General features: G+C 66.6%; 21 protein-coding genes and 1 pseudogene. 12 read left to right on the top strand and 10 right to left on the bottom strand.

Annotated features, from left to right (window positions below; all coding sequences use genetic code 11):
- Positions 1–57: 57 nt before the first annotated feature.
- Together OHQ90_RS24675 and OHQ90_RS24670 are read right to left on the bottom strand one after the other, a co-directional pair.
- Positions 58–501 (bottom strand): FixH family protein, encoded by a 444-nt coding sequence (locus OHQ90_RS24675; protein WP_328401284.1) that lies wholly within the window; start codon positions 499–501, stop codon positions 58–60.
- On the bottom strand, positions 498–2,117 hold the full coding sequence (locus OHQ90_RS24670) for a hypothetical protein (protein ID WP_328401282.1): 1,620 nt from the start codon (positions 2,115–2,117) through the stop codon (positions 498–500). The genes OHQ90_RS24675 and OHQ90_RS24670 overlap by 4 nt, the downstream gene beginning before the upstream one ends.
- 165 nt (positions 2,118–2,282) lie before the next feature.
- Between OHQ90_RS24670 and OHQ90_RS24665 the strand changes: the two genes are divergently transcribed.
- Together OHQ90_RS24665 and OHQ90_RS24660 are read left to right on the top strand one after the other, a co-directional pair.
- Positions 2,283–2,765, top strand: a complete 483-nt coding sequence (locus tag OHQ90_RS24665; protein WP_328401280.1) for a group II truncated hemoglobin — start codon at positions 2,283–2,285, stop codon at positions 2,763–2,765.
- A gap of 121 nt (positions 2,766–2,886) precedes the next feature.
- The gene (locus tag OHQ90_RS24660) at positions 2,887–4,023 is read left to right on the top strand and encodes a metallophosphoesterase (protein ID WP_328401278.1); all 1,137 of its coding nucleotides are present in this window, start codon (positions 2,887–2,889) and stop codon (positions 4,021–4,023) included.
- Positions 4,024–4,096: 73 nt separating this feature from the next.
- On the opposite strand, the gene OHQ90_RS24655 is transcribed toward OHQ90_RS24660, so the two are convergent.
- Genes OHQ90_RS24655 through OHQ90_RS24640 form a run of 4 tightly spaced genes read right to left on the bottom strand, consistent with a single transcriptional unit; the run spans position 4,097 to position 8,059 of the window.
- Positions 4,097–4,576, bottom strand: a complete 480-nt coding sequence (locus OHQ90_RS24655) for a YbaK/EbsC family protein (protein ID WP_328401276.1) — start codon at positions 4,574–4,576, stop codon at positions 4,097–4,099.
- Between the two features lie 38 nt (positions 4,577–4,614).
- Positions 4,615–6,294 (bottom strand): glycerol-3-phosphate dehydrogenase, encoded by a 1,680-nt coding sequence (gene glpD, locus OHQ90_RS24650; RefSeq protein ID WP_328401274.1) that lies wholly within the window; start codon positions 6,292–6,294, stop codon positions 4,615–4,617.
- Between the two features lie 56 nt (positions 6,295–6,350).
- Positions 6,351–7,871 (bottom strand): glycerol kinase GlpK, encoded by a 1,521-nt coding sequence (glpK, locus tag OHQ90_RS24645; protein WP_328401272.1) that lies wholly within the window; start codon positions 7,869–7,871, stop codon positions 6,351–6,353.
- Entirely contained in the window at positions 7,868–8,059 is a 192-nt protein-coding gene (locus tag OHQ90_RS24640; protein WP_328401270.1) for a hypothetical protein, read from the bottom strand. The genes glpK (OHQ90_RS24645) and OHQ90_RS24640 overlap by 4 nt, the downstream gene beginning before the upstream one ends.
- Positions 8,060–8,316: 257 nt before the next feature.
- On the opposite strand from OHQ90_RS24640, the gene OHQ90_RS24635 reads away from it, so the two are divergent.
- From OHQ90_RS24635 to OHQ90_RS24610, 6 genes are all read left to right on the top strand, one after another.
- Positions 8,317–9,081, top strand: a complete 765-nt coding sequence (locus tag OHQ90_RS24635) for an IclR family transcriptional regulator (RefSeq protein ID WP_328401268.1) — start codon at positions 8,317–8,319, stop codon at positions 9,079–9,081.
- 88 nt (positions 9,082–9,169) lie between these two features.
- Positions 9,170–10,702 (top strand): glycerol kinase GlpK, encoded by a 1,533-nt coding sequence (gene glpK / locus OHQ90_RS24630; RefSeq protein WP_328401266.1) that lies wholly within the window; start codon positions 9,170–9,172, stop codon positions 10,700–10,702.
- 83 nt (positions 10,703–10,785) lie between these two features.
- Entirely contained in the window at positions 10,786–11,637 is an 852-nt protein-coding gene (locus tag OHQ90_RS24625; RefSeq protein ID WP_328401264.1) for a hypothetical protein, read from the top strand.
- A gap of 72 nt (positions 11,638–11,709) precedes the next feature.
- Positions 11,710–12,396 (top strand): GntR family transcriptional regulator, encoded by a 687-nt coding sequence (locus OHQ90_RS24620; protein WP_328401261.1) that lies wholly within the window; start codon positions 11,710–11,712, stop codon positions 12,394–12,396.
- A gap of 174 nt (positions 12,397–12,570) precedes the next feature.
- On the top strand, positions 12,571–12,894 hold the full coding sequence (locus OHQ90_RS24615; RefSeq protein ID WP_328401259.1) for a hypothetical protein: 324 nt from the start codon (positions 12,571–12,573) through the stop codon (positions 12,892–12,894).
- On the top strand, positions 12,891–13,235 hold the full coding sequence (locus OHQ90_RS24610; protein ID WP_328401257.1) for a hypothetical protein: 345 nt from the start codon (positions 12,891–12,893) through the stop codon (positions 13,233–13,235). Before OHQ90_RS24615 ends, OHQ90_RS24610 begins: the two co-directional genes overlap by 4 nt.
- A 15-nt stretch (positions 13,236–13,250) precedes the next feature.
- Here OHQ90_RS24610 and OHQ90_RS24605 read toward each other — a convergent pair whose 3' ends face one another.
- Positions 13,251–13,649, bottom strand: coding sequence for a hypothetical protein (locus OHQ90_RS24605; protein ID WP_328401255.1), 399 nt, complete (start codon positions 13,647–13,649; stop codon positions 13,251–13,253).
- Positions 13,650–13,902: 253 nt separating this feature from the next.
- Here OHQ90_RS24605 and OHQ90_RS24600 point away from each other — a divergent pair, with 253 nt between their 5' ends.
- A complete protein-coding gene (locus OHQ90_RS24600; protein ID WP_328401252.1) occupies positions 13,903–14,259 on the top strand; it encodes a hypothetical protein in 357 nt (118 codons plus the stop codon).
- A gap of 82 nt (positions 14,260–14,341) precedes the next feature.
- On the opposite strand, the gene OHQ90_RS24595 is transcribed toward OHQ90_RS24600, so the two are convergent.
- On the bottom strand, positions 14,342–14,863 hold the full coding sequence (locus OHQ90_RS24595; RefSeq protein ID WP_328401250.1) for an ester cyclase: 522 nt from the start codon (positions 14,861–14,863) through the stop codon (positions 14,342–14,344).
- 149 nt (positions 14,864–15,012) lie between these two features.
- On the opposite strand from OHQ90_RS24595, the pseudogene OHQ90_RS24585 reads away from it, so the two are divergent.
- Both OHQ90_RS24585 and add read left to right on the top strand, forming a co-directional pair.
- Positions 15,013–15,542 (top strand): annotated as a pseudogene (locus OHQ90_RS24585) (J-domain-containing protein).
- Between the two features lie 304 nt (positions 15,543–15,846).
- Positions 15,847–16,872: an adenosine deaminase gene (add, locus tag OHQ90_RS24580; RefSeq protein ID WP_328401244.1), complete on the top strand. Its 1,026-nt coding sequence runs from the start codon at positions 15,847–15,849 to the stop codon at positions 16,870–16,872.
- 33 nt (positions 16,873–16,905) lie between these two features.
- Here the strand turns inward: add and OHQ90_RS24575 are convergent, their stop codons facing one another.
- Entirely contained in the window at positions 16,906–17,565 is a 660-nt protein-coding gene (locus OHQ90_RS24575) for an RraA family protein (protein WP_328401242.1), read from the bottom strand.
- A gap of 111 nt (positions 17,566–17,676) precedes the next feature.
- Here OHQ90_RS24575 and OHQ90_RS24570 point away from each other — a divergent pair, with 111 nt between their 5' ends.
- Positions 17,677–18,396, top strand: coding sequence for an esterase/lipase family protein (locus OHQ90_RS24570; RefSeq protein WP_328401240.1), 720 nt, complete (start codon positions 17,677–17,679; stop codon positions 18,394–18,396).
- Between the two features lie 93 nt (positions 18,397–18,489).
- On the opposite strand, the gene OHQ90_RS24565 is transcribed toward OHQ90_RS24570, so the two are convergent.
- A complete protein-coding gene (locus OHQ90_RS24565) occupies positions 18,490–18,942 on the bottom strand; it encodes a MarR family winged helix-turn-helix transcriptional regulator (protein ID WP_328401237.1) in 453 nt (150 codons plus the stop codon).
- Between the last annotated feature and the right edge of the window lie 88 nt (positions 18,943–19,030).

The following is a 19,030-nucleotide window of genomic DNA, read 5'->3' as shown; positions in this document are numbered from 1 at the left end:
GGTCCTTTCTCTGGTCGTGCTGCTGTGGTGGTTGCTGGTGTGTGAGCCGCATCGATGTCAGCCACCGACCCACACCGGCAGTGTGAGCTGCTCGCCACCGTCGTGGGTATCGATCGAGAGCCGGAGGTCCCAGGGACCGGTCATCATCAGGGCCACACCCGCCGCATGGAAGTGGCCGGGACTCATTGGCTCCGCCGTCACCGGTTGCCCGGCATGGCCCATGAGCGGCTGGTTCGCCTGAAGCAGCACGGCGCCGTGGTCGATCGGGACACCGGCCCGATCGGTGATCGTGATGTCGATGTCGGTGGTGCCGAGGCGCAGCCTGTCGACGGTGACGGTCACGAGATGTTGGGGTGTGCCGGTGTTCAGCACCACCGGGGCGGGCGAGCGCGGCCACACCAGCCACACGATGACGGCAATGACAGCGATGACGACGCCACCACCACCGACGAGAACACCAGGCCGCCACGAACCCTGGCCGGTTACCGGTGCGGCGCTCACCGGTGCGCTCCTGCCGTCGAGGCGGCGACATCGAGCACAAGCGGGACAGTGAGCACGGTGTAGTGCCGTTCGATCTGGATCCACAGTCGGTATCGGCCCGCCGAAGGAAAGGTGTAGGTGAAAGGGACATCGGGCCCGTAGGCGGCCACGGTTTCGTCCGGGGCGCTGTCGCCGTTCACGGGCGGCATCAGCATGGTTCCCCGACCCGCGGCGGCGGTCGAGCCACCCATCTCGTGCATGCCGCGCATCCCCGGCATGTCGGACATACCTGTCATCGATGTCGAGCCCATCGAGTGGGCGTGTCCCCAGATGGGCGAATTCTGTACGGCCGCAGCGATATCGGTGCCATCGATGTCCGGCAGTGGTCCGGCCACGATCAGGTGCCCGACCATGCCGAGCCAAGGCTGCAAGTCGGCGGTATCTCCGACCTCGACGGTGAGGGTGGTCGGTGTGCCGGCTACCGCCGTTGTTGTTCTGACCGTGATGGGGTTGGCGTCCACTACGGTCGATGCGGTGGTCGTTGCTGCGCCCAGATATACCGCGGTCGCCGGCGGACCTTGTGCTGTCACACCCGGTGTGACAGTGAAACCGGTTGCGGCGCGCACCATTTGGATCCCGCCGCCGCGGCGGGCCAGCTCGGCGGACAGGGCATGATGCCCGGGCTCGGGCGAGGCCAGATGGACTTGATAGCGGCCAGGGGCGATCCGGATCGGGTGCAGATGCGACAGTCGACCGGACGGGCCGACCACCAGCAGATGCATCAGCGCACTGTCGTGCACGAGCAGGTCGTCGACGGGTGCGCCGGTGGCCGCGTCGATCACGACCAGATCGAGATCGCCCGGCTGCCCAGCGGACACGGGGCCACCTGCCACGGTGAGCAGCACTGGGGGACGGGAGAAGTCCGAGATCAACGGTTGTTGTAGGGCATAGGGATTCTCGACGTTGTCCACCGTCGGGTCGAGCTGGCTGCCGGGTTGCGGAGGAAGCGGTAGCGACGCCGACAGCAACGCGGCCGTTACCGACACCGCGATCCCGGCCACCATCCCACCGGCCGGAAGCAGTGCCCACCCGCTGCGGCGGGCACGGATCGCCATCAGGATCGACACCGGCAGCAGCACTCCTGCGACCAGGAACCCGCCGTAGACCAGACGCTCCGGCGGTGATGTGACCTGCGCGGGCACCACGAACGGAATCCGCGCCACGCGCACGCCGTCGCCGACGGCCAGCTCCCGCGGCCCGGCCCGATCCATTGCCAGTGTGGCCGAGTACATTCCGGGTGTGCCGCCGAGGTCGATTACCGCCTCGGTGCTGGGCGCTCCCGGGGCAGGCGCCCTCGGGTGTGCTACTGCTCCGGTCGGTGTCGCCGCGAGCGTGAGTTGTCCTGCGGCAGTCCCGGTGTGGGTGACGACGTCCACGCGAAGCGGGCCGGGGACGCTGGTCACCCGGCGCAGCACGAGGGTCAGTTCGCGATCTCCGAGGCTTTGGGCGACCGACACGTCCGCGCCCGAGGCCGGCGAGTCGGCGAACGCCGGTGCCATCCACACGGACACGAACAGAGCGCACAGTCCCGCGGCGAGCAGGACGCGGCCGCGAACGGCATGAGCGGCAACGGTCACCACCGCCATGGTAGGGGCGGGAACCGGCGAGATCATCACCTTCAGTGGGGATTTGGCCTCCCTCGCCGGAGTGATGCCGCGCTGGGGGAAGTCCTGGATAATCCGACGCCCGGTGGATGTTCGCGCGCCCGCAGTGCGGTTCGGGTTTTGTGTAGGGTTGGGCTGGTGACGGACTCTGCTGTCGGCGATCCCGCCGTACCGACCCTGTTCGAATGGGCGGGCGGCATGCCGGCCTTCGAGGCGTTGACCACCGCGTTCTACCGTGAGGTCCTGAAGGACGATGTGGTCGGCCCATTGTTTCGCGGCATGGACCCCGGGCATCCGAAATATGTCGCGATGTGGCTGGCCGAGGTGTTCGGCGGGCCCGAGACCTACAGCAGCGAGCGCGGCGGCTACCACCACATGGTGCGTCAGCACCTCGGCAAAGCGATCACCGAACCGCAGCGTCGTCGCTGGGTGAACCTGCTGATGGATGCCGCCGACGAGGTCGGTCTGCCCGCCGACCCGGAATTCCGCGCCGCGTTCGCCTCCTACATCGAGTGGGGCACCCGTATCGCGCAGACGAACTCGCAGCCCGAGGTACACCCGCCGCTGGAAGCGCCGATGCCGCATTGGGGCTGGGGCGTCGCGCCGCCGTATCAGCCGTAGGTTCTGTGGTGGCGTGCGGTCGACGCCGACGTTGGGTTAACGCTGTTATCGTCGATAGCGCCCATAGCGCCGGGCGGGAGTGGACCGCGCGCTGCACCTGCGCCACCAAGGACGAATCCTGTTGAAGTACGTTCCGCGTGTTGTTCTGTTCCTGGCGATTCCCGCCGTGCTGTTCCTACTGCCCTGGTGGACCGTGGTCGAAGCGCCGACCGGCGGCGACGGCCCGTTGTTCTGGCTCGGGTCGGCGGTGTTCCTGCTCGGGTTCCTCAGCCTGCCCGCGGCCATGTTCCTCGGGCACGGGCCGGCCCAGTCGGATGCCGCATCCATCGTCGGCGACACGTTGCTCGGTGTGATGTGGGTGGTGTTCAGCTGGTCGGTGATCGGCAACATGGCCCGCGTGGGGTTGATCGTCGCCGGGGTGGCGGATCCGGGACGGTCGCGCATCGTCGCGGTCGGAGTGCTCGCGGTGGCGGCAGTGTTGACGGTGTGGGGAATCGTCGAGGCGCGGCGGGTGCCTCGGGTGCGCACGCTGGAGGTGTCGATCCCCGGACTCGGGCGCGGACTCGACGGGCTGCGGATGGTCGTCATCACCGATACCCATTTCGCGGCGCTGGACCGGTTGCGGTGGTCGGAGCGGGTCGTCGAGGTCGTCAACGCGCAGCGGCCCGATATCGCCTGCCACGCAGGTGATCTCGCGGACGGGTCGGTCGCGAAGCGGCGCGCGCAAGTGGATCCGCTCGGCAAGGTGGACGCCGAGCTCGGCAAGTTCTACATCACCGGCAACCATGAATACTTCGGCGATGCGCCCGGCTGGATCGAGCACATGGCCTCGATCGGTTGGCAGCCGCTGCACAATCAGCACGAGACCGTCGGCCGGGGCGCGGACCAACTGGTGATGGCGGGCATCGACGACCCGACCGGTGTCGGGCTCGAAGGCCACGGGCCGAACCTGTCTGCCGCACTCGCGGGCGTGGAACCGAACACACCGATCGTGTTGCTCGCCCATCAGCCCCGCCAGGTCGCCGAAGCCGCCGCTGCGGGTGTCGCACTGCAGATCTCCGGCCACACCCATGGCGGTCAGATCTGGCCGTTCCACTACCTTGTTCGCCTCGAGCAGCCGGTCGTTGCCGGCCTGAGCCGCCACGGCGCGGGAACCCAGCTGTACACGAGCCGCGGCACCGGATTCTGGGGCCCGCAGCTGCGGGTTTTCGCGCCGAGCGAGATCACCGTCCTGGTGTTGCGGTCACCCCAGAGCTGACCGGAGTTCACGGGCGGCACGACGAGCGTTCTCGCCGGGGAAGCGCTGTTGCGTCGGCGCCGTCCGAACCGGGCTAGTTGACCGCGATCGCCTCGGCGCCGGTGACCGCGACCAACTCGTCGAAAGTGGTCGGGAAAACGGTGTGCGGATGTCCGGCGGCGGCCCAGATCTGCTGCTGCTCGGCCAAGGTCTCATCGATCACGGTCCTGATCGGAGCCGGATGCCCGACCGGGGCCACACCGCCGATGGCCTGGCCGGTGTGTTCGCGCACGAATGCGGCACTCGCGCGAGCGAGTTCGGGGACCCCCAGGTGCGCGGCGACCTTGCCGGTGTCGACCCGATGCGCGCCACTGGTGAGCACGAGCACCGGGGTGCCGCCGGTATCGAAGATCAGGCTGTTGGCGATTGCCGCGACCGGACAACCGAGTTGTTCGGCCGCGGCGACCGCGGTGGGGGCGGTTTCCGGGAGGACCCGAACCACGGGGGTCACTCCGGCCGCGCGCAGGGCGGCCTCGACGGCGAGCACAGTTGGCTTGCGGGCGATCTCGTCCATGGCGGCGATCCTAGCCGTGGCCATCCGGACCGACCGGTTCAGACGCAGGCGACCAAGCGGGCCGCGTTGGCGGTTTCGTCGTCGGCTGCCTCGTTGGCCGCCAGTTCGGCCTGGACGCGGTCGAGGTAGCGGGCGACCTCGCGGTCGGTGTCGGCGGCGTCCCAGCCGAGGTGGGGGCCGATCAACCAGGCGATCTCCGGCGCAGCGGCCAGGCCACGGTCCCGGGATTCGATGGAGATGCGGGTGCGGCGGGTGAGGACGTCGTCGAGATGCAGCGCACCCTCATGGGTGACCGCGTAGACGATCTCGGCGGCGAGGTATTCCTCGGCGCCGGTGATCGGCTTGCCGAGGTCGGCGTCGGTGACGATCAGCTCGAACAGATCGCAGACGGCAGAGCCGTAGCGGCCGAGCAGTCGTTCGACGGTGGTGGTGGACAGTCCGACTCGCTGTGCCACGCTGTGCACGTCGGTGGCCAGTTCCTGGTAGCCGACCGCGCCGAGTAGCGGCAGATGCTCGGTCACCGACGGTGCGGCCGCGCGACCGAGACCCTCGACCGCGGCGTCGACGACATCGGCGGCCATCACCCGGTAGGTGGTGTATTTGCCGCCCGCGATCACCAGCAGGCCCGGAACCGGTTCGGCGACAGCGTGTTCGCGCGAGAGCGTGGCGGTGTCGCTGGAGGCGCCTGACAGCAGGGGGCGCAGGCCGGCATAGGTGCCGACGATGTCGGCGCGGGTCAGCGGCTCGCGTAGGACCGCGTTGACGTGGTCGAGCAGATACTGCACGTCGGCATTGCTTGCCGAGGGATGATCCTTGTCCAACGACCAATCGGTGTCGGTGGTGCCGATGATCCAGTGGTTGCCCCACGGAATCACGAACAGCACGCTCTTCTCGGTGCGCATGATCAGCCCGGTATCCAGGTCGAGGCGTTCGCGCGGAACCAGAACGTGCACTCCCTTGGAGGTGCGGACATGAAACGGGAACTCCACGCCGGTCATCTGATTCATCTCGTCGGTCCATACGCCGGTCGCGCTGATCACGCGGCGGGCGCGCACGGTGTATTCGCGGCCGGATTCGAGATCGGTGACGTGCGCGCCGACGACGCGCGTGCCGTCGCGCAGCAGGCCGGTCACCTTGGTGCGGGTCAGTACCGTGGCCCCGTGCTGCGCGGCGGTGCGGGCAATCGTCATGGTGTGGCGGGCATCGTCGACCTGTGCGTCGAAGTAGCGGATGGCGCCGGTCATCGCGTCGGCACGCAGCGCGGGCGCCAATTCCAGTGCACGCGTGCGCGACAGATGCCGGTGCATCGGCAGCGCGCGTGCCCCACCCATCGTGTCGTAGAGTGCGACGCCCGCACCGATGTAGGCGCGCTCCCACACCCGATGCTGCAGCGGCAGCAGAAACGACACCGGGCGGACCAGGTGCGGCGCCAGTTTACGCAGCAGTAGGCCGCGTTCCTGCAATGCCTCGCGCACCAGCGCGAAGTCGAGCTGCTCGAGATAACGCAGCCCACCGTGGATGAGTTTGCTCGACCGGCTCGACGTACCGGCCGCGAAGTCCCTGGCCTCCACCAGAGTCACCGACAGGCCGCGCGCGGCGGCGTCGAGGGCGGCGCCGGTGCCGACGACGCCGCCGCCGATGACGAGGACGTCGATTTCATGGTCGCCCAATGTGTTCAGCGCGGCAGCGCGGTAGGCGGGGTCCAAACGAGCGGACACTGCGTTCTCCTTGTTTCAGTGCTAGTCAGTAGTCGATAACGGGTCGTCGAGGCGTTTCAGTCCTCGACGTCGATCCAGTCGAGGGTGCGCGCGACCGCCTTTTTCCAGCGGGCGTAGCCGCGCTCGCGCTGGTGTTCGCTCCCGGTGGGGTTCCAGCGTTTGTCCTCGTGCCAGTTCTGCACGAGTTCGTCTGTGCTGCCCCAGAATCCGACGGCAAGACCGGCGGCGTAGGCGGCGCCGAGCGCGGTCGTCTCGGCGACCATCGGACGCGACACGGCGACGCCGAGGAAGTCGGCCTGCAGCTGCATGCACAGTTCGTTGGCGGTGACGCCGCCGTCGACGCGCAGCACATCCAGCCGCACCCCCGAGTCGGCCTCCATGGCTTCGACGACGTCGCGGGTCTGGTAGCAGATGGATTCGAGGGTTGCGCGCGCGAGATGGGCGTTGGTGCTGTAGCGCGAGAGGCCGACGATCGCGCCGCGGGCGTCGGATCGCCAGTAGGGTGCGAACAGTCCGGAGAATGCGGGCACGAAGTACACCCCGCCGTTGTCCTCTGCTTGGCGCGCCAGCGATTCGCTTTGTGCCGCACCGGAAATGATGCCGAGCTGATCACGCAGCCACTGCACGGCCGAGCCGGTCACCGCGATCGAGCCTTCCAGCGCGTACACGGGCTTCTCGGCACCGAACTGGTAGGCCACGGTGGTGAGCAGCCCGTGCCGGGAGTGCACGATTTCGTGACCGGTGTTGAGCAGCAGGAAGTTTCCGGTGCCGTAGGTGTTCTTCGCTTCGCCGGGACGGAAGCACACCTGGCCGACGGTGGCCGCCTGCTGATCACCGAGGATGCCCGCCAGCGGCACCGCGCCGCCGAACGGTCCGTCGGTGCGTGTGGTGCCGAACAGCGCGGGGTTGGCGGAAGGGGCAATCGCAGGCAGCATGACGCGCGGAATTCCGAACAGCGACAACAGTTCTTCGTCCCAGTCGAGGGTTTCCAGGCTCATCAGCATGGTGCGGGCGGCGTTGGTGGGATCGGTGACGTGTACGCCGCCGTCGGTGCCGCCGGTGAGGTTCCACAGCAGCCAGGTGTCGGTGGTGCCGAAGATCGCCTCGCCCCGTTCGGCATCGGCCGCGACGCCGGGGATGTTGTCCAGGATCCAGCGCAGCTTGCCGCCGGAGAAGTAGGTGGCGGGTGGCAAACCGGCCTTGCGGCGGATGATTTCGCCGTGGCCTGCGCGTTCGAGCTCGGCGGCGATGCGGTCGGTGCGGGTGTCCTGCCAAACGATGGCATTGCCGTAGGGGCGCCCGGTCCGGCGATTCCACACCACCGTGGTTTCGCGCTGATTGGTGACGCCGACGGCGGCGAAATCCGCGGCGGTCAGATCAGCCTTGGTGAGGGTGCTTTGAATGACGGCCCTGGTGCGTTCCCAGATCTCGGTGGGATTGTGTTCCACCCAGCCCGGTTGCGGCAGGATCTGTTCGTGCTCGAGCTGGTGACGCGCAATTTCGTTGCCCCCGTGGTCGAACACCATGAAGCGGGTGCTCGTGGTGCCCTGATCGATGGCGCCGACGTACCGGCTCATGACTGCGCCTCGCTGAGGCTGGGCTTCGTCATGCCGAGGAGCGGTGAGTTGATGATGTGCTCGCTTATGGCTGTCCTGAGCGCCCACCCTGTATTGGTCAGCAACACAGTCGCGACCACACCGACTCCGAGGAGCACCAGCATTCCCATGTCCAGTGCTGCACTCACCGAGATCGAGCCGAAGTTCACCGTTGAGTCTCCGTTCGCCGTGCTTGGTCGCGACCGCGACCGTCGATTCGACGTTACGGAGGGATTTCGTGATCGGACATACCTCGCGTTCGACAATGCTGAACGATCGAGGTGTCGGTGGGGAGCTGCCACGGCTACTGTTCGGCCGTCGAGGAGGTCGCTATGACGCAGGTCGTGTCCGGTGGCGCGAGTGTTGCTCCACGATTACTGCGCATTCGACATTGTCGAACCGCAGGGTTCCGGTTAAGTTTCCGGTTATGCCAGGTCCGATCCAATCGATCGAGCGAGCGGCGGCCGTGCTGCGGTTGCTCGCTCGCGGTTCCGGCCGCCTCGGCGTCGCCGACATCGCCGGGGCACTCGGTCTTGCCAAGCCCACCGCACACGGCATCCTGCGTACCTTGCATGGTGTCGGATTCGTCGAACAGGACCCGGCCAGCGGCAAATACCAACTCGGCGCGGCATTGCTGCACCTGGGCACCAGCTACCTCGACGCCAACGAGCTGCGTTCACGGGCGATCAACTGGGCCGACGGACTTGCCGCGCGCACCGGTGAGTCGGTGCGTATCGGGGCTCCGGCCGAAGGAACTGTGGTGGTGGTCCATCACGTCTTCCGGCCCGACAACACCGAACAGGCACTCGAGGTCGGGGAGCTGCTACCGCCGCACGCGACCGCGCTCGGCAAGGTGCTGCTGGCCTACGACTCCGACCTGGCGGCCGCGGTGCGCGGCAGCGACCTGCCCTCGCTCACCCGAAGAACGATCGTCGACCGTGTCGCGCTCACCCGGGCGCTTGCCGGGGTCCGCCAGGCCGGGTGGGCCGGTGACACCGAGGAATTCAGGCCGGGCGAAGCGGGCATCGCGGCGCCGATCCGCGCCCACGGTGGACTCGTGGTCGGCGCCATCGGCATCAGCGGCCCCGTCGATCGGCTCTGTGACTCGCAGCTGCGGCATCGGCGCACGCTGGTGGGTCATGTGCTCGACGCCGCGCACGCCGTGTCGCGTGATCTCGGTGCCGGACACTGACCTTGCCACGTCGCGGGCACGACCCGAATTCGCTCCCCGACCGTGACCTGGGGATGCGGCCACCGATCCCGACAGGAAGTAGCTGCGGATGACACAACGCTTTGTGCTGGCGATCGATCAGGGCACCACCTCCACCCGGTGCATCCTGTTCGATCAGCGAGCCCGCCTGGTCGGTGTCGCTCAGCGTGAACATCAGCAGCACTATCCGCGGCCGGGCTGGGTCGAGCAGGATGCAATGGAGATCTGGCGCAATGTCGACCGCATCGTGCCGCAGGTGCTGCGCGACTCCCGCATAGCCGTCGATCAGATCGCCGCCCTCGGTATCGCCAACCAGCGCGAGACCACGGTGATATGGGATCGCCGCACCGGCGCCCCGCTGCGCCGCGCCATCGTCTGGCAAGACGTGCGCACCGAAGAGCTGGTGCACGAACTGGCGACGAAACCCGGCGCGGAGCGGATCCGCGAACTGTGCGGCCTACCCCTGGCCACCTACTTCGCCGCACCCCGGCTGCGCTGGCTGCTCGACACCACTCCCGGTCTGCGTGCGCGCGCCGAACGCGGCGAAGTTCTGTTCGGCACCATGGAATCCTGGCTGATCTGGAACCTCACCGGCGGCGTCGACGGCGGCAGCCATGTCACCGACGTCACCAACGCCAGCCGTACCCTGCTGATGAACCTGGCCACGCTCACCTGGGATGAGGAGCTGCTCGGTTTCTTCGGCATCCCCGCGGCGATGTTGCCGCGGATCCAACCCTCGACCGGGGACTACGGCACCACTCGCCGCGTTGTCCCCGGCATTCGCATTGCCGCGGCTCTCGGCGACCAGCACGCGGCTCTGTTCGGCCAAACCTGTTTCGCCCGTGGGGAAACCAAGTGCACCTACGGCACCGGCGGCTTCCTGATGATGAACACCGGCGCCGAACTCGTGCAATCCACCCATGGTCTGCTCACCACCATCGGCTATCAGATCGGCCCCGAGCCGGTCTATGCCTTGGAAGGCCCGATCGCGGTCACCGGCTCCCTGGTGCAATGGGTCCGCGACAATATCGGCCTGGTGACCAGCGCCCCCGAAATCGAAACCCTCGCCCGCACAGTGGAAGACAACGGCGGCTGCTACATCGTCCCCGCCTTTTCGGGTCTCTATGCCCCGCATTGGCGCAGCGACGCCCGCGGCCTCATCGCCGGCCTCACCTCCTACATCACCAAAGGCCATATTGCCCGCGCCGTGCTGGAAGCCACCGCGTGGCAGACTCGCGAAGTTGTCGACGCCATGAACGCCGACTCCGGCCTGCAAGCCAGCACCCTGCGCGTCGACGGCGGCATGACCTCCGACAACCTGCTCATGCAAATCGTCGCCGACGTGCTCGGGATCCCCGTCATGCGTCCCTTCGTCCCCGAAACCGTCTCTCTCGGAGCGGCTTACGCCGCAGGGCTGTCCGTGGGCTACTGGCCGGACCTCGAAGGCCTGCGCAACAACTGGCGCCTGGCCGGACAGTGGATGCCGCAGATGGATCCCGAACTGCGCGCCGAGGAATACGACAACTGGAAGCGCGCGGTGTCGCTGACCTTCGGCTGGTCACGTTCGAAACGGGCACACGACAGCACCAGGCCGGCATCATGATCTTGTCCTGACGAAAGATGTTGCTGGACACCAGATTTGCCATTGGTTCGGCGGTGGCGCGACGAGACGGTCAGAATCAAAGGGTGACCGAATTCCTACTATCACCCGATCGGCGAGACGAGCTCGCTGCCCTGCTCGGCGATGACGCGCGGTTTCGGGCCGAGTATCCGACGGTGGCGGACTACCTCGACACGGCCCCGCGGTTGCCCAGCAGCGGTGATGATGAGGCCGATCGTGCGTTCGACGTTCGGCTGCTGCATTACATGACCGGTGGGCCGAGCGACAACCCGTATTGGGACATCGTCGCTCCCGCCGTCACAGACCGGGCGGGGGAGGCAACCGGCAGGGTGGTGAACGGAGGGCGAGACAACGGAAGTGCGCGATTGGGGTACGCACAGACCGTTCTGCAGGCTGCCTATGCCTACGCCATCCCTTCGCCGGAAACCCTGAGCTGGATCGCGGAGGTGTGCGAGGGCAGGCGGGTGCTCGAAGTCGGGGCCGGCCGCGGATACTGGGCCGATCAGATCGCCAGGGGCGGGGGCGATGTGCTGGCATTCGATTCCGAACCGCCCGGCGTTCACGACAACATGTCTTTCCCCGTTGCCGCAGGTCAACCCGCGACCTGGGGTCGGGTCGGCGATCTGGGGGAGCTGTCGGCGCTGCGCGCCGCCGGTGGCGATGGCGCGGGTGTGCTGCTGTTGTGCTGGCCGCCGGGCTGGGGTAACCCGATGGCGTCGGAAGCGCTCGCGTCCTACCGGCGGGCAGGCGGTGATCGCGTCATCTATATCGGCGAACCGCGTGGCGGAAAGACGGCGGACGACGCCTTCTTCGAAGCCCTCGATACCGAGTGGCAGCTGCTCGATCAGGATTCGAACTTTGTCGCATGGTGGAACCTCGGCGACACCGCGCAGTGCTGGCGCCGACACTCCTCCTGACTTTCGGCGATTCCGGATTGTGTATACACAGGGACGTATACACTCGGCTCACGTTGTTGAAAGGACCTCGCGATGCCGGAACCCGCATACGTCGCCATCGCCGGCGAAATCGCGAAGCAGATCCGAACCGGCAAGCTTGCGCCCGGCACCCAATTACACAGCTATTCGGAACTGGCCGGGCTGTATGAGGTCTCGGGTGTTGTCATCCGTCAGGCGATCGCACTGCTACTCAGTCAGGGGCTGGTCCGCACTGTCGCACGCAAGGGGACTTTCGTCTCGGAGCGACCGGATCTGGTTCGGGTATCTCCCGAGCGGCAGTTCGAAAGCGCGGAGGGTTCTTTCGGCAACGAGTCGGATCGTCCGGTGTGTGTAGATCGCGATGTTCGCCGGCTTCCAGCAGGCAACCTGGCGGAACTGCTCGGCATCGCTCCCGACGACGAGGTAATGCACGTGATCACTCGCGTCACCGAGGACGGGCGACCGATCTCGATCTCCGATACCTATCAGCCGGTCGACCACGTACAGAAGGCCCCGGCATACCTGGAGGAGACGATCACCGACCGGCCACCCGCGCCCGAACACGCCACATGGTTGGGCACCACCGCAGGCGAACTCGTCAAGACTGTGCACCAGAGATTCATCAATGCCGCCGACGAAGTGGTGATGATCTCCGACGTCAGCTATCCGCGCGATCGATACAGCGCCTTCGTGTTCCGGATGAGACTCGATCACGACCCGGAGGTGGATGGTTTCACGTAGCAGACCGATCGGGAGTTGGCCCGTGATCGTTCCGGGCCTCGATAAGACTGGCCCCCGGTGGTTCCAGCCACCGGGGGCCAAAAGCACCAAAGCGGTTCCAGCCGCTTCAGCCTTCCGTACACCTCAGAAGATTGGGCCCCCTGAAGCATGTCCAGCGTAGCTGGCCGGAATGCGATGAAACGCGCGATCGGATTCCTCCGGCGCGACATCTCCGGCGACGACCGGGAGGTCGATGAAAAGGCGATCAATGATCTCGCAGCGGCCGAGGGCTACCGTGTCGACACCATCGTGAGTGTCGGTCCGGAAGTCCCCCACCCGTTCAGCCGGATCCTGGTGGCCGTGAGCAGAACCGACGCCGACGTGGTGATCACACCCAGCCACGTCCATGTGGCCGACTTCGCTCGCGCGCTGCTCGTGGTCGCCGACCTGATCATCATCGCCCCGCACCAAACCTTGCGCCGCGGCGTGCGGCACAGCGCAGAAAGCGACCGGCCATGACCAGCTGGCAGTGGATTCTCGGCGTGCTGGTTGTCGTCGCGGTCACCGCGGTCGGGCTGTTCGCGATGTCGGTCCGCAATGAACGTCGGGAAGAGTCGACTTCCTATCAGTCTCGCGATCGTATCGACCGCGAGACGTTCTGTGCGCTCGGATGGCCCGCGGTCGATGCCCCGCCGGAGGATGCGGCCAAGGCCTTCAGCATCGATGAGGCGCACACATTGATGCGCACGCACCGGGACTGCCGAGTCGAATCGTGCCCGTGGAAGCGGGTCGCCTTCCAAACCCTGGTCGCCGCCGGACGGATCAAGCCCGACCTGAGATCCGAGCGTTACGCGCGATGACCAGGTACCCGGCGGCTACCAGTCACGTACGGACTCTGCGCCTTCGATGACGCTTTCACGCGCCCAATCGAGGTCGAGACTCAGCTCGGCTTCCGCTTCATCGAGGATGTGGTCGAGTGCATCGAAAAGGTCCTCACGGTCGGTGGTGTCGATGAAGGGGTCCTCTTCCTCGAGGATGTTGAATGCTTCGCCGTACTCGCGGCCGATTTCGGTCATTCGGCCGACGGTCGGATCGTCCGACAGCGCGGCAAGTACCGCCTGACGCGTCGACTCGTATTGTGCGAGCGCCTTCTGATACTGGGTGCTGCTGATGTGATTTTCATTCTCCCAGCCCCGCAATGGGTTCCCGCGATTCTCCGCAACCGATTCAGGCTGGTCGAGGTGGGACAAAGTTGGGGAAGTCAGCTCGTTCATGTCGGTGATCGTATTGATCTGGAGAGGGTTTTCCGCACCTGGTGATTCTGCTTCCGAACGCTGACGGCCGGGGAAAGCCGGCGCACAACCCGAGGACAGTGCTCATGGGGGAGCCCCGCTTTTCGTCCGGACCGAGCACCGCATCGCGGACGTATCGCGAGATTATCAACGTGGCCGCACATCCTGGAACCTGCCGGATCACCGGTGAGTGGCCTGCCGGATCACCGGTGAGTGGATGGGATGGAGTGCTGGGATGAACAACCCGAGCCGGTTTGCGGTGGTCGGTGCCACCGGACGCGCAGGCCGAGAACTTGTCGAGGCGCTGCGCCGCGAGGGGCACGAGGTCGTCGAGATCGCTCGGTCCGACCGGACGCCGCGCCGCATCGATGTCGTCATCGATATGTCCAGCGCGGCGGCCGAATTGTCCGCATCTCGACTGGGGTTGCAGGAAACAGTGGCGCCGTCGGATGCCGAACGCGAACTCTTGCCCCACTGCCTCGATGGAGCCTTCGCCGACTGGCTGGCAGCCAACTCCAGCCGGCACACCGAATGCACTGGTCGGACTCCATCATCGGCACACCGCGCGGCCGCTGCGCCACCTCGACGGTGACACGCGTCGTGTCCGCTGGTGCGCGTCCTCGCGCTCGAGCAGGCCGAGGGGCCTTCTCCGCGCACGCGGCAGCGGCGGTCGGTCAGATTGCCGCGCCACGCCGTCGCCGCGCACGCAGTGCTTTGGCAACCGGCGCAACGGAATTGACGAGCATGAACATCAACCGCTCGGCTCGCGAACCCTGGGCCGGCATGATCGCCAACTGCCTGGCGATCTCGAGGCCGTTCGAGATTGCGGTGTTCGCCGCGATCGCGCCGTCGTGCACGACGAACACGTCGGTGCCGAGGATGTTCAGCGCGCACCCGTTGGGTGCGACCCCGATCAAGGGCTCCGTACCGTCGAAGGTGCCCCACATGCGCCAGTGCACCGCCGCTCGGTCGTCCTGCTCGGTCACCGAGATGATCTCGGCCCGAAAATCGGGCACCGCACGATGGACCGCCCGGAAGTAGTCGACAACGTCCTCGGGCGCGCGCAGTCGGGCGACCCCGACGAAGTCGTCGATCGCGCCGGGCTGCCAGCAGGCCGCCACCGTAGCCCAGTCCTGCGCCGCGAGTGCCTCGATGTACCGACGCGCAACAGCGCCGGGGTTCGTCGGTGTGGTCATCCCGTCAGTCTCCTCTCGTGCCGAGTCTGCTCCCACCGTGCCGAACACAACCACGCGCCAGGTCGGTTTCGACGAATATTCTCCACACGGCGTCCGATTCCGCACCCTCCGTAATATCGAGGTATGCACGTGCGGTCGAAATTGTGGCGATGACCGAGCGCAAGCCGTTGGGTGTTTCCTTCGAATCGTGGATCGACAAGCAGATCCGCGAGGCGACCGAGCGTGGGGAGTTCCAGAACCTGCCCGGTGCGGGAAGCCTATTCCCGGGTCCGGTGGCGTGGATGACGAGAATTGGTGGCTGAAGAACTACCTGCGGCGCGAAGGGGCGAGCGCCGACGCGATGTTGCCGCCGTCATTGCTGTTGCGTCGTGATGTGGAGCGGCTGCCGGAGCTCGTGCGGGAGTTGGACACCGAACGGCAGGTGCGCGAGACAGTGACCGAGCTGAACCGGCGGATCGTCGAGTGGTTGCGGCTGCCGACCGGGCCGCATGTTCCGGTCGCTCCGGTCGATGCCGACGACGTCGTCGCGCAGTGGCGCAGCGAACGCGGCGCGGCACTGCCGAACACCACCGTGCCAGCGAAAGCGGTTCAGCCGCAGCGTGAATCGGAACCCGTAGCCGAGCAGCCGAGTTGGTGGCGGCGCCTCACGCGGCGCACGAACCGGGGATCCTCCCGCTGACAGTCGGTCGAGGACTCACCGCGGAGCCTGCTCGGCGGCAGACAACCCCAGCCAGCAGCGCGAACATCAGCGCCGCCACCGTCATCTGTTCCACCTCGTATCCGCGCCACAAACCCGTGAGCATGCTGGGATGGACGCAGTCGATCGACCAGCCCTCCGGCGATATACCGCGCGGTCGGTCGACCTGCGTAAAGCTCTGAGGTGACATCCTTTTCATCAACGTCGGCGCCCTCGGCGTTACGAGTTCGCCGCGGACCTGACGCCTTTGCCGGGCCAGGTGGCGTCGGAGGGGGATGATGGCTCCATGTCATCGGATCTCGCCGCGTTCGTTCGGGGCCTGCCCAAGGCCGAATTGCACCTGCATCTGGAAGGCACGTTGGAGCCGGAGTTGAAGTTCCGGTTGGCTCAGCGCAATGGCATCGAGTTGGTCGAGAAGACTGTCGCCGAGGTCAAACAGACCTATAAGTTCCACGATCTGACCTCGTTCCTGCAGGTCTACTACCCGGCCATGCGGGTGCTGCAGCAGTCGCAGGACTTTCACGACCTCGCGTTCGACTATCTGACCCGGGCGCACGCCGACGGGATCCGCCACGTCGAGATGTTCTTCGATCCGCAGGCGCACACCGGCCGCGGTGTCGCTTTCGCCGCGGTGATCACCGGCTACCGCTCCGCGATCGTGCAGGCGCGCCGGGAGTTCGGGATCTCCGCCGAGCTGATCCCGTGTTTCCTGCGCGACTACTCCGCCGAGTACGCGATGGCGACCTTGCTCGAAGCGCTGCCGTACAAGGATTGGATCATCGGGGTCGGGCTGGACTCCGACGAGCGTGGTAACCCGCCGAGCAAATTCGCCGCCGTTTTCGCCCGTGCCCGGCGCGAAGGCTTCCTGCTGACCATGCATTGCGACATCGACCAAACCGACTCCATCGAGCATATTCGACAGGCGTTGGAGGACATCGGCGTCGATCGACTCGACCACGGCACCAATATCGTCGAAGACGACCGGCTCGTCGAGCTGGCCAAATCCAAGGGCATCGGACTGACCTGCTGCCCGGTCTCGAATTCGTTCGTCACCGAGCAGATGAAGTCGACCGAGATCATCGCGCTGCTCGACCGGGGGCTCGCGGTCACCGTCAACAGCGACGACCCGTCCTACTTCGACGCCTACGCGGCGGACAACTACCTCGCCCTCGCCGCGCATGCCGGTCTCGACATCGACCGAGTGGTCGCACTGGCCAAGAACTCCTTCCGGGCGTCGTGGATTACTCCTGCCCGCTTGGACGCGTTCCTCGGCGAGATCGACGACTACGTCGCGCAGAACCAGGGAGCCTGACAACAGTGCTGCGGACCCGACAGCGCGCCGGTATCAGGACAGGAATCGCAGTGACGACGGCTCACCGTCGAGCAACAGCGCGGTGTGTTCGGCGACATTGAGTCCATCACTCAAGGTCGATCCTGTGTTCAACTGTGCGACGACGGCCGCTTCGGCGGCTTTGACGGCTGCCGCCGCGTCCAGCAGGGCCTCGGCGCGGGCGGGATCCACGACGACGACGCCCTCGTCGTCGGCGAGGATCAGATCGCCGGGGGCCACCGGGACGCCGCCGCAGGTGATCGGGATCTGCAGTTCGCCCAGGGCTGCGGTGGTGCCTGCCATAGGGGTCACATAGCGGCTGTAGATCGGTAGCTCGCAGGTGCGGACGTAGGTGATGTCGCGGTAGCCGCCGTCGATAATGATGCCGCCGAGCTTCCTTGCGAGGGCGCCGCGCGCGAAGAGTTCACCGGCCAGCGCGATCTCCTTGCCGCCGCCGTCGACGACGATGACATCGCCTGGCGCAGCGGATTCGATGGCGCGCAGAACGGCGAAGAAGTCGTCTCGGCATCGGACGGTGTATGCGGGCCCGAAGATTCTCGTGGTGGCGGAGCGGGATCGAATGGCGCTGTGCAGCACGCGCGTTGCCTTGTCGGCGTCGCAGAGTGCGGTGGTGTCGACGGCAAGGAATTTCGCGCGGAGCCGGTCGTGCGGCATCGGTAACGCCCCTTCGAGGCTCGATGTGTGTGATCCAGGTGGCATCGTACGGGTCAGTGGCACGTCGGTAAGGTTGACCCGGACCGGGGGACCGTCGCTGAAGGCAGGTCGATGCTCATGCTTGCTCGGATTGTTCGCTTGGCCGTCGTCATGGCGTGCGCGGCAGTCGGTTCGGTCGCAGGTCATGCGGCCGCGGCCCCCGCAGTCGGTCGAAATCCGGTGTTGGTGATCGGGGGGTACGACGCCGATCAAGGGAAGCTGGAAAGCCTGCGGACATGGCTCGGCGCGCGCGGGTATCCCGCGTATTCGATGGTGCTGCTCGGCAACCCGACCGGAACCGCGGCGATCGTCGAGTCGGCGCGGGCGGTGGCCGACAAGGTCGCGGAGATCCGGCGTGAGACCGGCGCGGTGCGCGTCGACCTGGCCGGCCACTCCATGGGTGGTCTGGCCCAACGGCACTACGCCAAGTTCCTCGGCGGATCGGATCAGGTAGGCACCTATGTCGACTTCGGCACGCCCGAACTCGGTGAACCGCTCGGATGGCTGTGCTCGACATGGTCTCAGGGCTGTCGCGACCTGGCTCCGGGATCGGAGTTCCTCACCGAACTCAACGCCGACCCCGCAGTGCCGCCCGGCCTGCCCGCCTACCATCTGTTCACCGAAGGTGCTGGGGGAGAGACGAACTCGCTGCCGGGCGCTACCAACCGGAGCATCCAGTCGTTCTGCCCCGGACGACAGGTCGGCCACGCCGACGAACCCGTCGATGGCGCGGTGCGGGAACTGATCGATTCCGCACTGCGGGGTGGGCCGCTCACGACCAGCTGCCCGTAGCGCGACCAGCGATCCGGACGACACGATCGACTGATCATCGCTCGGTGACGAGTTCCGGTCGCGGCGCGTTGCCGACGCGCGGGCCGGCCCTCCTCATCCCCGCTGGTGGTGTGTGAGCAGTCGAGCGAGCAGGCAGGTCAAGTTCTGTCTGTCCTCGGCCGAAAGCGGTCCGAGTAGGTCGTCCTGCACCTTGTCGAGCGCTCGGTCTATGCGTCGCAGTTGCCGATCGCCGGCCTTGGTGAGGGTCACCATGTTGCGTCTTCGGTCGTCCGGGTCCGGCGTCCGCTCGACGCAACCCTGCTCGGCCAGTTCGTTGATCGCCGCCACCACGTCGCTGCGGTCCATGCTGCACCGGCGACCGAGCTCGGCCTGGGTGGCTACCCCGAACTCGTCCAGCGCGGCCAGAATGCGGTAGTGATACCCACGCGCACCCACCTCGCCGAAGCCGTCGGACGCCAACCGGTGGGCGTGCACTGCCAACTGGGTGAGCAGCCAACTCGGCTTCACGGTCAGGCGTGCGGGCGTCTCTTCCGCGACAGCCACCATACATCGTTGGTGCAGCCAATGAAAGTCTGTGGTGTCGCCAATATTGGCGTCGCCAACGAAATGGAATGACATGCCCACGGATACCCTG

The sequence above is a fragment of the Nocardia sp. NBC_00403 genome, from assembly GCF_036046055.1.
Classification (GTDB): domain Bacteria; phylum Actinomycetota; class Actinomycetes; order Mycobacteriales; family Mycobacteriaceae; genus Nocardia.
Note: the sequence above shows the minus strand (reverse complement) of the source record. Positions and strands in the feature narration are given on the sequence as shown.